The organism is Citrobacter freundii complex sp. 2024EL-00216 (assembly GCF_043945515.1).
Lineage (GTDB): Bacteria > Pseudomonadota > Gammaproteobacteria > Enterobacterales > Enterobacteriaceae > Citrobacter > Citrobacter portucalensis.
Genome location: NZ_JBIMRA010000010.1, coordinates 43,034 through 55,215, shown reverse-complemented (window position 1 = coordinate 55,215; position 12,182 = coordinate 43,034). Strand labels below are relative to the sequence as shown.

Genomic DNA, 12,182 nt, shown 5'->3' with positions numbered 1-12,182 from the left:
AGTCTTTATAGGCCGGATAAGCGTTAGCGCCATCCGGCATAACAAGATTACTGGCCTTTGCGCACCAGATAGCGGTACGGCAGCGAGTCGGTCTCTTTGGCCACCAGCTCATGTTCCATAAAGGTACAGAAGCCAGGAATATCGCGGGTTGTTGCCGGATCGTCGGCGACAATCAGCAGCGTTTCACCGGCCTGCATGCCGCGTACGGTTTTACGTACCATCATTACCGGTTCCGGGCAGCGCAGCCCCTGGGCATCAAGAGTATGGTCGGGGGAAGTAAACAGGTCGCTCATCGTCGTCTCATTCATACAAAAACGGCGTTATTTTACGCTCTGTTGTGGCGTAAGCCAATCAGGTTAACGATTGCGTGAAAAACAACCATTGCAATGTGCTCTTAAAGCAGTATCATGCGACGGTTTTTTATTGGGTTCCCTCACCCCATCCAACAAAAAGGTCACAATATGACTCCGTTTACACAAACTCAGCGCGTAAAAGCGTTGTTCTGGCTATCGCTATTTCATCTGCTGGTGATCACCTCCAGCAACTATCTGGTGCAGCTTCCAATCTCCATTTTTGGTTTCCATACCACATGGGGCGCGTTTAGCTTTCCGTTTATTTTCCTCGCGACCGACCTGACCGTGCGTATTTTTGGCGCGCCGCTGGCTCGACGTATCATCTTTGCGGTTATGATCCCCGCGCTGCTGATCTCCTATGTCGTTTCATCACTGTTCTATATGGGATCGTGGCAAGGATTCGGCGCACTGCTGCACTTTAACCTGTTTGTCGCCCGTATCGCCGCCGCCAGCTTTATGGCCTACGCGCTGGGACAAATTCTGGATGTGCATGTCTTTAACCGCCTGCGTCAGAACCCTCGCTGGTGGCTGGCACCGACGGCGTCCACGCTGTTTGGCAATATCAGCGATACGTTGGCCTTCTTCTTTATCGCTTTCTGGCGTAGCCCGGATGCCTTTATGGCCGAGCACTGGATGGAAATCGCACTGGTCGATTACTGCTTCAAAGTGCTGATCAGCATTATTTTCTTCCTGCCAATGTATGGCGTGTTGCTGAATATGTTACTGAAAAGGCTGGCAGATAAATCTGAAATCTCTGCATTGCAGACGAGTTAAAGGTTCATTTTCCGAGTTGTGATAAGATGGACGAATGAGCCGTTATGGCCGTTTATCGAAAGGAAGAAGTCAATGCGCAATCTGGTTAAATATGTCGGTATTGGCCTGCTGGTTATGGGGCTTGCGGCCTGTGATAATAGCGATACAAAAGCGCCAGCCGAGGGTGCTGCCGCAGAAAGTAACGCCACCGGACAACCGGTCAGCCTGCTGGACGGCAAACTCAGTTTTTCCCTGCCAGCGGATATGACCGATCAAAGCGGCAAGCTGGGCACCCAGGCGAACAATATGCACGTATATTCTGACGCAACCGGCCAGAAAGCGGTGATTGTGATTGTTGGCGACAACACCAACGAAGATCTGGCCGTGCTGGCAAAACGTCTGGAAGATCAGCAGCGTAGCCGTGATCCGCAGCTGCAGGTCGTCACCAATAAATCTATTGAGCTGAAAGGCCACACGCTGCAGCAGTTAGACAGCATCATCTCGGCCAAAGGCCAGACCGCATACTCTTCCGTGGTGTTGGGTAAAGTGGACAACCAACTGCTGACGCTGCAAATCACGCTGCCTGCTGACGATCAGCAAAAAGCGCAGACGACCGCAGAAAACATCATTAACACGCTGGTTATCCAGTAACGGTTAAGACGATGACGCGGCCTCCGGTGACACCACCTGAGGCCGTTTTTTTAACCGCCAGGTCAGCAATAACGCCACCGCTACCAGCCCTGCCGCTGCCAGATAGATAACCGGCACACCCGCCCACGTCATGACCAGCCCGGCCAGCGGCCCGGTAACCCCCAGCGATAAATCCATAAACACCGTGTAGGTCGCCAGCGCAGCACCCTGATTTTGCTGCGGAACGGCTTTTACCGCCACCACGCCCAGCGCCGGGAAAACCAGTGAGAACCCAGCCCCGGCCAGCAGAACGCCGATTTTCGCCATCCACGGCATCGAAGCCATCCCGACCAGTAACAGCCCGACAATCTCGACGCTAAAGCAGATCATCGCCACATTCAGCCCGCCTAAACGGTTGATACCATTTGGGAACAACAAACGAGTACCAACAAACGTGCAGCTAAAAAGCGTCAGCGCGAATGCGGCGCCATCCCAGCCTTTGGCATCATAGAACAAGGTAATGAAGGTAGCGATTACCCCAAATCCGGCGGAGGCCAGGGCCAGCGCCATACCATACAACCAGACGCGCCCAAGCACCGCGCGAAATGGCAACGGTTTGCCTTTGCTGGCCTTCACCGCCGGACGAGGGAGCGCCAGCAGGATTGCCAACAGTGCCACGCCCATCACGGTCAGCGCCAGCCCCTGTAAGCCACCCCAGGCATAAAACAGAACACCCAGCGGCGCGCCTATCGCCATCGCGCCATAGGTCACGATACCATTCCAGGAAATCACCCGTCCGATGTGCATTGAGCCAACCACCCCCACGCCCCACAGCGTAGAGCCGGTCCCGGCAAAGCTTTGCCCGATCCCGAGAATCACGCGCCCCAGACATAGCAGCAGCAGACTGGCCAACGGCCAGCCGTTCGTTGATCCCGCCAGTAAATAGCCCAGGCCACTTAAAAAGCAGCCGCACAGCCCAAATACCACAATCTTCTTTGGCCCCAGCAGATCGGCATAGCGACCGGCATGTGGACGGCTCAGCAGCGTAGCGAAATATTGCAGGCTGATGACCAGCCCAGCCCAGAAAGCACTAAATCCCATTACATCATGGACGTAGCCAGGCAACACCGCGAGCGGCAGGCCGATGGTCAGGTAGCTGGCGAAGTTAAACATCACCACAGAAACAATACGCAGGTTCAGGCGTAAACCGCTAAGCGTCGGTTCAGCGACGGGTTCGGGCATGGAGGGTCACCACGTTTTCACAACAGTGTTTCATTTCTACCATGTTGCAGAGCAGAAATCAGTAGCCAGTTTAGGAATATCAGTCGCAAGCCAGCCGCTACACTTAATGCAAAAACGCAAACAGGAAGAAGACATGATAACCACCCAGCCCGATAAAACGGGTTTGCACATTTTGCTCAAACTGGCCGCTCTGGTGGTGATCCTCGCAGGTATCCATGCTGCGGCGGATATCATTGTGCAGCTGCTGCTGGCCCTCTTTTTTGCCATTGTATTGAATCCACTGGTCACCTGGTTTATCCGCCGGGGAGTCGGTCGCCCAATCGCTATTACCTTAGTCGTGGTGGTGATGCTGATCGTTCTTACGGCGTTGGTTGGCGTGCTGGCGTCGTCAATCACTGAATTCATGGACCTGCTGCCAAAATACAATAAGGAGCTAACGCGCAAGGTTCTGTATTTGCAAGAGATGGTGCCTTTTCTGAATCTGCATATGTCCCCGGAACGTATACTGCAACGCATGGACTCTGACAAGCTGATGACCTTCACAACCACGCTGATGACGAGTCTTTCTGGTGCCATGGCCAGCGTCTTTCTGCTGGTGATGACGGTAGTTTTTATGCTGTTTGAGGTGCGTCATGTCCCCTATAAGATGCGTTTTGCGTTGAATAATCCGCAAATCCACATTGCGGGGCTACATCGAGCGCTGAAGGGTGTGTCACACTATCTGGCGCTGAAAACGCTGCTCAGCTTATGGACCGGTGCCATAATCTGGCTGGGACTGGCACTGATGGGGATTCAGTTTGCTCTGATGTGGGGCGTACTGGCATTCCTGTTAAACTACGTGCCCAACATTGGCTCGGTCATTTCCGCCGTCCCGCCCATGATCCAGGCACTGCTTTTTAATGGCATTTACGAATGTCTGTTGGTTGGCGCACTGTTTCTGGTGGTGCATATGGTGATTGGCAATATTCTCGAACCCCGAATGATGGGGCATCGGCTGGGATTATCGACGTTAATCGTCTTCCTCTCTCTGTTGGTATGGGGATGGCTGCTCGGTCCGGTCGGCATGTTGCTCTCCGTGCCGTTAACCAGCGTATGTAAAATCTGGATGGAAACCACCACAGGCGGCAGCAAACTGGCGATTTTGCTGGGGCCCGGCAGGCCCAAAAGCCGGCTTCCCTGAAAAACTACCAACCGAGGTAGTTTTTATATTTTTATATGACCGTTAAAATGACGCTAACGCAGTTATATATAGAAGCTTATCTTAAATAAAGAGTGAAAGGGATTTCATTTTTTATAAAGAAAATACATAAGTCAAGATGATGGTTTCTTTACCAAAACGCATAAAAATAATGAATACCCCCCAAAGCATTTAACTTAAGCTATCTACTTAGCTTTAAAGGTTATTTTATTTGATACATTTTCTCTAAAAATCTATACTTCTCGCCAATGATGATGCTGAAAAATTTCCGTTGAAGAAAGTCTTGGGATATTACTATCCGGTCATCTCATTACCTTGCTACCAACTATATGAAATAAAATGCTAATTTAGCTTAAATATAATCATAGGCAATACAAGGTGCCCATGATTTCGGAGTTTATTATTTAACACGTATAAACGGTACTTTGATAGGGAGCTTTAATGAAACAGTATATTAAGTGGTTTGCGGCCATTGCCGTTGTCGGTGCTCTGGCGGGTTGTGCACGTACTGCGCCGATTGATCAAGTTCACACCAGTGTGAGCGCGGGGCATACTCAGGACCAGGTTAAAACCGCGATCCTGAAAGCCGGTATTCAACGCCAATGGGTTATGTCTGAAGTCGGACCAGGTGTTATTAAAGCTCGCCAACAAACCCGCGATCATGTAGCTGAAGTCCGTATCACTTATACCGCCACCAGCTATGACATCAAATACGACAGCAGCCTCAACCTGCAGGCATCTGGTGGAAAAATTCACAAAAACTATAACCGCTGGGTACGCAATCTGGATAAAGACATCCAGCTTAATCTGTCAGCCGGCGCCAATCTGTAATTATGCCTAAAGTCGGGCCGAAAAGGCCCGATACTCTTATTATCTGCCATTTAACAGGTTGTCCCCACATGTACGAACAGGATTCGCTTAGCGCACTGGATGCCATTACTGAAGCACAACGTATCGCCTTTGCCCCTATGCTTTTTCAAACCGCGTTGTGTCTGCGAAATGCGGGAGTACTCACCTGGCTAGACAAGCAAGGTAAACGCGGCGCCACGCTCGACGAAATTACCGAAAACAGCACCATCAACGAATATGCCGCCAGCATCCTGTTGGATATGGGGTTAAGTGGGCGAATCATTACCCACAAAGAAGGATATTATTACCTCGCTAAAGTCGGTCATTTTCTTTTACATGACACCATGACGCGCGTGAATATGGACTTCACTCAGGATGTTTGCTACCAAGGATTGTTCTATCTTGAAAATGCGTTGAAAGATGGAAAACCCGCGGGACTAAAAATTTTTGGCGACTGGCCAACAATCTATCCTGCGCTATCACAATTACCGCTGGCTGCGCGTGAAAGTTGGTTTGCTTTTGATCATTACTATTCAGATGGCGCATTTGATGCCGCATTGCCATATGTATTCGCCAGCGCCCCTGCAACCCTGTACGATGTCGGTGGAAATACCGGAAAATGGGCATTACGTTGTTGTCAGCATGATGACAATATTACAGTCACCCTCTTAGATTTGCCGCAACAAATTGCACTTGCCCGCGAAAATATAGAAAATGCAGGATTATCTCATCGCATAAATTTCCATGCTGTGGATATGCTTAGCGACTCGCCTTTACCTGACGGCGCTGATATCTGGTGGATGAGCCAATTCCTGGACTGTTTTTCCCCGGAACAAATTATCGCTATGCTAAGCAACGTTGCTCGGGTGATGAAACCGGGCGCGAAGCTGTGCATTATGGAGCTGTTTTGGGATGCCCAAAAATTTGAGGCGGCCTCATTTAGCCTGAATGCGTCTTCGCTTTATTTTACCTGTATGGCGAATGGCAACAGCCGTTTCTACAGCGTAGAGAAGTTTTATCACTATCTGAATCAGGCAGGTTTTCAGGTAGATGAACGCCACGACAACTTAGGTGTTGGGCATACTTTATTGATATGTCAGAAGAAAAAATAAGAAACAATCGGAACAACCGATTTACCGCGGATACGCGTTGATGAAATTTGCTTTCAACATTATTGACTGGCAGGCCAAGGCACCAGGGTTAAGCGAAACAGAACAGTGGCATGAATGGTCACGGCTTTCGCACGCCATCGATCCCACCGCGCCGTTGGCTAAGCTCCATGAGTTACCGATGATGACAGCTCGCCGCCTCAGTTCCGGCAGCAAACTGGCCGTCGATTGCGGTCTGGCGATGCTACGCCGTCATGATATCAATGCCGTTTTGTATACCAGCCGCCATGGTGAACTGGAGCGTAACTACAGGATCCTACACGCTCTTGCGACTGAGCAAGCGCTCTCACCGACCGATTTTGCCCTTTCTGTCCATAACTCTGCTGTGGGTAACTTGACCATCGCCGCAAAAAAACCGATTGTCTCCTCCTCGCTTTCTGCTGGCAGGGATACATTCCAGCAGGGGTTATGCGAAGTCATCGGGCTGTTGCAGGCGGGATATCAGCGCGTATTGATGGTCGATTTCGACGGTTTTCTGCCCGAGTTTTATCACCCACAGTTACCACCAGACATGCCAACGTGGCCGTTTGCCGTCGCGCTGGTTATTGAATCCGGTGATAGCTGGCAATGTGAAACCCGTCCACACAGCGCACAGGACGAGACAACGTTGCCGCAAAGCCTGTTGTTTTTACAACATTACTTACAAGATGCCAGGGCGTTTACCCTGCCTGGCGAACGCGTACAGTGGCAGTGGAGTCAGTGATGAACACGATGATCCTGCGGCTTAACCGGGTATGGCGACTGGTGATGACCGGTTTTTGCTTTGCCCTGTTTGGCCTCGGCGGGCTCCTCCTATCTACGATTTGGTTTAACGTCCTGCTGATCGCGGTATGGGATAAAGCCCGACGTCGGCGTATCGCCAGACGCAGTATCGCCGCCAGTTTTCGTCTCTTCTTAACCGTGGCGAAGCGGCTTGGCGTGCTGGATTACCAGATTGAAGGGCGAGACATTTTACGCAACGAACAAGGGTGTCTTGTCGTCGCCAACCACCCGACGCTGATCGACTATGTCCTACTGGCCTCGGTCATGCCAGAAACCGACTGTCTGGTGAAAAGTGCACTACTGAAAAATCCTTTTCTCGGCGGCGTAGTCCGGGCCGCAGATTATCTGATTAACAGCCAGGCTGATGCGCTATTGCCCGCTTGCCAGCAACGTCTGGAGCAAGGCGATACCATTTTAATTTTCCCCGAGGGAACCCGTACACGCCCCGGAGAAGCAATGACGTTACAGCGTGGTGCGGCGAATATCGCCGTGCGCTGCAGCAGTGATTTACGCATAGTGACTATTAACTGCAGCGAACAAATGCTGGATAAAGAAAGCCAATGGTACAACGTCCCATCTGTAAAACCGATGTTTACCATTTCAGTACACGAACGGGTTAAGATCGACCAATTTTACGACGCAAACTCACAAGAACCGGCGCTGGCCGCAAGGCAGTTGAACCGGCATCTTTTGCTTCAATTACAACCAGGTACTTTACCTCTTTCAGGAATTAATGATGCAAGCGCTTTATCTTGAAATCAAAAATCTCATTATAACGACATTGAATCTCGACGAACTGACAGCTGATGATATTGAAACCGAAGCGGCACTCTTTGGCGATGGCTTAGGTCTGGACTCAATCGATGCCCTGGAGCTGGGTCTGGCGGTGAAAAACGAGTATGGCGTGATCCTCTCAGCAGAGAGCGAAGAAATGCGTCAGCACTTCTTCTCCGTCGCCACGCTGGCATCTTTCATTCACGCGCAACGTGCCTGAGGATAGTCCGTTATGACCGAACAAAAAGCCATTTACGCAGAAGTCTCCTCGCTGCTGGTCAAGCTGTTTGAAGTTGACCCGCAAGATATCAAGCCTGAGGCGCGCCTGTACGAAGATTTGGAACTCGATAGCATCGATGCCGTCGACATGATCGTGCATCTGCAAAAGAAAACCGGTAAGAAAATCAAGCCGGAAGAGTTCAAAGCAGTACGCACCGTACAAGATGTCGTCGATGCGGTAGAACGCCTTCTCAAAGAAGCGTAATTCTCCGTGTCGGGCACACGCTCGTTGCCAGTCGTACAACTGCTGACAGGTCTACTGTTGCTGGCCTGGCCGTTTTTGATCTGGTTTGGCCTGGCGCATAACAGTCTGCACTGGTTGCTACCGTTGATGGCGCTACTCCTTTTTTTACGCTTTCGCCAGACCCGGCGACAGGCGGGGCCGCTGCGCGTCGTGACACAGGTAGTGGCGGTCGCGGGTATCACCTTGTGCATTGCCAGTTATCTGCTCAAAACGCACCAGCTGCTGCTGTTTTATCCGGTAGTGGTAAACGCCGTTATGCTGTCGGTTTTTGGTGGATCGTTATGGTCAGCAATGCCCATTGTTGAACGTCTGGCACGACTGCGCGACCCAAATCTGCCCGATGCGGGCGTGCGCTATACGCGCCGTGTGACACAAATCTGGTGCGCCTTTTTCATCATCAATGGCAGCGTTGCGCTCTTTACCGCACTGAATGGCGATATGACCCTGTGGACCACCTGGAACGGCATGGTTTCCTATCTGCTAATGGGAACATTGATGGTAGGCGAGTGGTTAATTCGCCAACTGGTGATAAAACGAGATACCCAATGAAGCAGCCCCTCACACTCGCTCAATGGCTCTGTGCCCCACGTCCGGACGACGTTCCTGTTGCGTGGCAGGAAGAGCATACCTGGACGCTTGGCCATCTGCGCCAAGATGTGGCCCAGTTGATAACATATCTGCGACAGCAGGAAGGTGAACGCTGGGCATTGTGCTTCGAGAACAGCTATTTATTCATCGTCGCGCTGCTGGCAACGCTCCATGCCGGCAAAACACCGGTGATCCCAGGACATTGTCGCGTTTCGTTGTTAAACGAGCAGCACTTGCTGTTTGACGGCGTACTGAGCGATAAAGCGATGGACTGGCAGGGAACGCTGCGGGTGGTCAGCTCCGCCATGACATCCGTGGCTCACGACATCACGTTCCCAGCAATACGCAGTGACGCCTTTGTGGAGCTATTCACTTCCGGTTCGACCGGCCAGCCGAAACGCGTGATCAAACCGATCGCTCGTCTGGATAGCGAAGCGGCATTGCTCGCTACACGCTTTGCCGATCGTCTGGCAGGTTGCCGGGTGGTCGCGTCAGTGGTACCGCAACATCTGTATGGCTTGACGTTCCGTATCTTTTTGCCGATGGCCTTAGGTCTGCCGCTGCACGCGGCGATGCTTTGGTATGCCGAACAACTGGCGGCGCTGAGCGCTGAGCATCGGTATGCGTTTATCAGCAGCCCGGCGTTTCTGAAACGCCTCGACCACAACCTGACACCGCCGCCGGTCGAACTGATTCTGTCTGCGGGCGGCATGCTGCCCTGGCAGGACGTCACGCAGGCTGCTGACTGGCTAAATGTCTGGCCCGATGAGATCTACGGCAGCACTGAGACCGGGATCCTTGCGTGGCGCTATCGCCATCAGGATGATGTGGCATGGCTGCCCTTTCCCGGCGTCAGATTCCAGTCAGAAGACGACGCATTTCGTGTGTTTTCACCGCTAATTAACGCTGATGATGGCCTGTTACTCGATGACGTTCTGCAGTTTATCGAAAATGGACAGTTCCGCCTGATGGGCAGACGCGGGCGGGTGGTCAAAATTGAAGAGAAACGTATTTCACTCAGCGAAGTGGAACAACGTTTACTGGCACTGGATGGTATCTGTGAAGTCGCGGCATTGCCGGTCTCACGTGGAGGACGTCAGGGCGTTGGCGTCCTGCTGGTACTGGATGACGAAGCCCGGCAACGCTGGCTTGAGTGCGGTGGTAAACCGCAAGAACTGACCTGGCGACGTTCGCTGCTGCCCTGGCTGGAGCCTGTCGCGGTTCCCCGCTACTGGCGGGTGATTGATGAGATTCCGGTCAACAGTATGAACAAGCGTGTCTATGCGCAATTACAGGAGTTATTTCATGAAACCCCATGAAATCGAGCGCCATCAGGCACTGCCTCATCAGGCTGAGATTGTTTTACAACTAGACCCTTCTCTGTTTTGGTTCAACGGGCATTTTAGCGTGCAGCCACTTCTGCCGGGCGTTGCACAGCTGAACTGGGCGATGGATTACGCCACCACGCTGCTGGCCCCTGGCTGGCGTTTTCACAGTATTCAAAACGTGAAGTTCCAGTCGCCGTTATTGCCAGAGGCCACCGTCACCCTGAGTCTGAGCTGGCAGGAAGCGCGTCAGATGCTCTCTTTTAGCTACCAGCGCCACGACGGTGACGTGCGCCATACCGCCAGCAGCGGGAAGATTCGGTTATGCCGCTAACCTTTTCCCCGTGCGTGTTGATCCCCTGCTACAACCACGGCGCGATGATGTCGGACGTGTTGGATCGTCTTCAGCCGTTCAATCTCCCCTGCATTGTGGTGGACGATGGCAGTGACGAGACTACACGAGATGAACTGGCACGCCTGACGGCAGAATACAGCAATCTGACGTTAATTCGCCTGCCCATCAACGCAGGCAAAGGAGCGGCGGTTATTCGCGGAATGCAGACGGCGGCAGATGCCGGGTTCAGTCATGCCGTGCAAGTCGATGCCGACGGGCAACATGCCATTGAAGATATTCCCAGGCTGCTTGCATTGGCAAAAGAACATCCGACAGCACTGATTTCCGGGCAACCGATTTACGATGATTCGGTTCCTCGCTCGCGCCTGTACGGTCGTTGGGTAACCCATATCTGGGTGTGGATAGAAACGCTCTCGTTGCAGATCAAAGACAGTATGTGCGGCTTCCGGGTGTATCCGGTGGCCCCCACGCTGCAACTGGCACAGCGCGTAACGCTCGGCAAACGGATGGATTTTGATACTGAAGTGATGGTGCGCCTCTACTGGCAAGGCAACACCAGCTATTTTATCCCCACGCGAGTCACCTATCCGCAGGACGGACTATCCCATTTCGACGCGCTTAAAGACAATTTGCACATTTCATTGATGCACACTCGCCTGTTCTTTGGCATGTTGCCACGCATCCCCTCCCTGCTTTGTCGTCGTTCATCGACACACTGGGCGCAGCAACAGGAAGTCAAAGGGTTGTGGGGAATGCGCCTGATGCTACTGGTCTGGCGTGTACTGGGTCACAAAGCCTTCTCCCTGCTACTGTATCCGGTCGTCGGCGTATACTGGCTCAGCGCTTCAACTGCCCGAAAAGCCTCTCAACGCTGGATTAGCCGCGTAAGGGCGCAACTGATCACACGGCGGATGCCAGTACCGCCAAACCTGACCAGTTATCAGCATTTCCTGCGTTTTGGCGGCGCGATGCTGGATAAGATCGCCAGCTGGCGTGGTGAGCTGCACTTTGGTCGCGATGTGATTTTTGCACCAGGTGCAGAAACGACGCTGAATATCAGCGATCCTCGGGGAAAACTACTACTGGCTTCACATCTTGGCGATGTCGAAGCCTGTCGGGCACTGGCCCAGCTACAGGGCAGTAAAACAATCAATGCGCTGGTATTTAGCGATAACGCCCAACGCTTTAAACAAATCATGCAAGAGATGGCCCCGCAGGCTGGATTAAATCTGCTCCCGGTGAACAGTATTGGTCCAGATACTGCCATTCTGCTCAAAGAGAAATTGGAGCGCGGTGAATGGGTAGCCATCGTAGGCGATCGCATCGCAGTCAATCCCCAACGCGGCGGCGAGTGGCGCGTGTGCTGGAGCCGCTTTATGGGGCAAAACGCGCCATTCCCTCAGGGCCCGTTTATTCTCGCGTCTATTTTACGCTGCCCTGTAGATCTGATTTTTGCCCTGCGCCAGCAGGAGAAACTCCACATCTACTGCGAACCGTTTGCCGACCCGCTGCTCTTACCGCGTGCCACACGACAACAGGCATTACAGAATACTGTCGATCGCTACGCCGAACGCCTTGAGCACTATGCGCTTCAGTCGCCCCTAGACTGGTTTAACTTTTTCGATTTCTGGCAACTGCCGGATACCAATGACAAGGAGTAA

15 protein-coding genes are annotated in these 12,182 nt (G+C 52.4%); 13 read left to right on the top strand and 2 right to left on the bottom strand.

Going from position 1 to position 12,182, the window contains the following annotated elements; translation table 11 throughout:
• Window positions 1–47: 47 nt before the first annotated feature.
• Window positions 48–293, bottom strand: a complete 246-nt coding sequence (gene tusA, locus ACHHZ7_RS14620) for a sulfurtransferase TusA (protein ID WP_003827551.1) — start codon at window positions 291–293, stop codon at window positions 48–50.
• Window positions 294–461: 168 nt separating this feature from the next.
• Here tusA and ACHHZ7_RS14615 point away from each other — a divergent pair, with 168 nt between their 5' ends.
• On the top strand, window positions 462–1,127 hold the full coding sequence (locus tag ACHHZ7_RS14615; protein WP_395149126.1) for a 7-cyano-7-deazaguanine/7-aminomethyl-7-deazaguanine transporter: 666 nt from the start codon (window positions 462–464) through the stop codon (window positions 1,125–1,127).
• Window positions 1,128–1,199: 72 nt separating this feature from the next.
• Entirely contained in the window at window positions 1,200–1,757 is a 558-nt protein-coding gene (locus tag ACHHZ7_RS14610; RefSeq protein WP_003827547.1) for a DcrB family lipoprotein, read from the top strand.
• A gap of 3 nt (window positions 1,758–1,760) precedes the next feature.
• On the opposite strand, the gene ACHHZ7_RS14605 is transcribed toward ACHHZ7_RS14610, so the two are convergent.
• Entirely contained in the window at window positions 1,761–2,978 is a 1,218-nt protein-coding gene (locus ACHHZ7_RS14605; protein WP_003827545.1) for an MFS transporter, read from the bottom strand.
• 133 nt (window positions 2,979–3,111) lie between these two features.
• Between ACHHZ7_RS14605 and ACHHZ7_RS14600 the strand changes: the two genes are divergently transcribed.
• The 11 genes from ACHHZ7_RS14600 to ACHHZ7_RS14550 all read left to right on the top strand — a co-directional run bounded on the left by ACHHZ7_RS14600 (window position 3,112) and on the right by ACHHZ7_RS14550 (window position 12,182).
• A complete protein-coding gene (locus ACHHZ7_RS14600) occupies window positions 3,112–4,158 on the top strand; it encodes an AI-2E family transporter (RefSeq protein WP_008786374.1) in 1,047 nt (348 codons plus the stop codon).
• A 471-nt stretch (window positions 4,159–4,629) separates the two neighbouring features.
• Complete coding sequence (locus tag ACHHZ7_RS14595; protein WP_122973818.1) at window positions 4,630–5,007, top strand: hypothetical protein; 378 nt, start codon at window positions 4,630–4,632, stop codon at window positions 5,005–5,007.
• Between the two features lie 68 nt (window positions 5,008–5,075).
• Window positions 5,076–6,137: a class I SAM-dependent methyltransferase gene (locus ACHHZ7_RS14590; protein WP_003827540.1), complete on the top strand. Its 1,062-nt coding sequence runs from the start codon at window positions 5,076–5,078 to the stop codon at window positions 6,135–6,137.
• Between the two features lie 40 nt (window positions 6,138–6,177).
• Window positions 6,178–6,897, top strand: coding sequence for a beta-ketoacyl synthase chain length factor (locus tag ACHHZ7_RS14585; RefSeq protein WP_020996072.1), 720 nt, complete (start codon window positions 6,178–6,180; stop codon window positions 6,895–6,897).
• Entirely contained in the window at window positions 6,897–7,712 is an 816-nt protein-coding gene (locus tag ACHHZ7_RS14580; protein WP_020996071.1) for a 1-acyl-sn-glycerol-3-phosphate acyltransferase, read from the top strand. The genes ACHHZ7_RS14585 and ACHHZ7_RS14580 overlap by 1 nt, the downstream gene beginning before the upstream one ends.
• Window positions 7,693–7,950, top strand: coding sequence for a phosphopantetheine-binding protein (locus ACHHZ7_RS14575; protein ID WP_003827537.1), 258 nt, complete (start codon window positions 7,693–7,695; stop codon window positions 7,948–7,950). The genes ACHHZ7_RS14580 and ACHHZ7_RS14575 overlap by 20 nt, the downstream gene beginning before the upstream one ends.
• Before the next feature lie 12 nt (window positions 7,951–7,962).
• Entirely contained in the window at window positions 7,963–8,214 is a 252-nt protein-coding gene (locus ACHHZ7_RS14570) for an acyl carrier protein (RefSeq protein ID WP_003827536.1), read from the top strand.
• A 6-nt stretch (window positions 8,215–8,220) separates the two neighbouring features.
• Entirely contained in the window at window positions 8,221–8,802 is a 582-nt protein-coding gene (locus tag ACHHZ7_RS14565; protein ID WP_003827535.1) for a hypothetical protein, read from the top strand.
• The gene (locus tag ACHHZ7_RS14560; protein ID WP_008786378.1) at window positions 8,799–10,160 is read left to right on the top strand and encodes an AMP-binding protein; all 1,362 of its coding nucleotides are present in this window, start codon (window positions 8,799–8,801) and stop codon (window positions 10,158–10,160) included. Before ACHHZ7_RS14565 ends, ACHHZ7_RS14560 begins: the two co-directional genes overlap by 4 nt.
• Window positions 10,147–10,500: a hydroxymyristoyl-ACP dehydratase gene (locus ACHHZ7_RS14555; RefSeq protein ID WP_060682899.1), complete on the top strand. Its 354-nt coding sequence runs from the start codon at window positions 10,147–10,149 to the stop codon at window positions 10,498–10,500. The genes ACHHZ7_RS14560 and ACHHZ7_RS14555 overlap by 14 nt, the downstream gene beginning before the upstream one ends.
• Entirely contained in the window at window positions 10,491–12,182 is a 1,692-nt protein-coding gene (locus ACHHZ7_RS14550; protein ID WP_060682900.1) for a glycosyltransferase, read from the top strand. The genes ACHHZ7_RS14555 and ACHHZ7_RS14550 overlap by 10 nt, the downstream gene beginning before the upstream one ends.

Excerpts from the sequence above, each read along its gene's own strand:
- tusA (WP_003827551.1), bottom strand. The coding sequence starts at position 293 with ATGAGCGACCTGTTTACTTCCCCCGACCATACTCTTGATGCCCAGGGG.
- ACHHZ7_RS14615 (WP_395149126.1), top strand. The coding sequence starts at position 462 with ATGACTCCGTTTACACAAACTCAGCGCGTAAAAGCGTTGTTCTGGCTA.
- ACHHZ7_RS14610 (WP_003827547.1), top strand. The coding sequence starts at position 1,200 with ATGCGCAATCTGGTTAAATATGTCGGTATTGGCCTGCTGGTTATGGGG.
- ACHHZ7_RS14605 (WP_003827545.1), bottom strand. The coding sequence starts at position 2,978 with ATGCCCGAACCCGTCGCTGAACCGACGCTTAGCGGTTTACGCCTGAAC.
- ACHHZ7_RS14600 (WP_008786374.1), top strand. The coding sequence starts at position 3,112 with ATGATAACCACCCAGCCCGATAAAACGGGTTTGCACATTTTGCTCAAA.
- ACHHZ7_RS14590 (WP_003827540.1), top strand. The coding sequence starts at position 5,076 with ATGTACGAACAGGATTCGCTTAGCGCACTGGATGCCATTACTGAAGCA.
- ACHHZ7_RS14585 (WP_020996072.1), top strand. The coding sequence starts at position 6,178 with ATGAAATTTGCTTTCAACATTATTGACTGGCAGGCCAAGGCACCAGGG.
- ACHHZ7_RS14580 (WP_020996071.1), top strand. The coding sequence starts at position 6,897 with ATGAACACGATGATCCTGCGGCTTAACCGGGTATGGCGACTGGTGATG.
- ACHHZ7_RS14575 (WP_003827537.1), top strand. The coding sequence starts at position 7,693 with ATGCAAGCGCTTTATCTTGAAATCAAAAATCTCATTATAACGACATTG.
- ACHHZ7_RS14570 (WP_003827536.1), top strand. The coding sequence starts at position 7,963 with ATGACCGAACAAAAAGCCATTTACGCAGAAGTCTCCTCGCTGCTGGTC.
- ACHHZ7_RS14560 (WP_008786378.1), top strand. The coding sequence starts at position 8,799 with ATGAAGCAGCCCCTCACACTCGCTCAATGGCTCTGTGCCCCACGTCCG.
- ACHHZ7_RS14555 (WP_060682899.1), top strand. The coding sequence starts at position 10,147 with ATGAAACCCCATGAAATCGAGCGCCATCAGGCACTGCCTCATCAGGCT.
- ACHHZ7_RS14550 (WP_060682900.1), top strand. The coding sequence starts at position 10,491 with ATGCCGCTAACCTTTTCCCCGTGCGTGTTGATCCCCTGCTACAACCAC.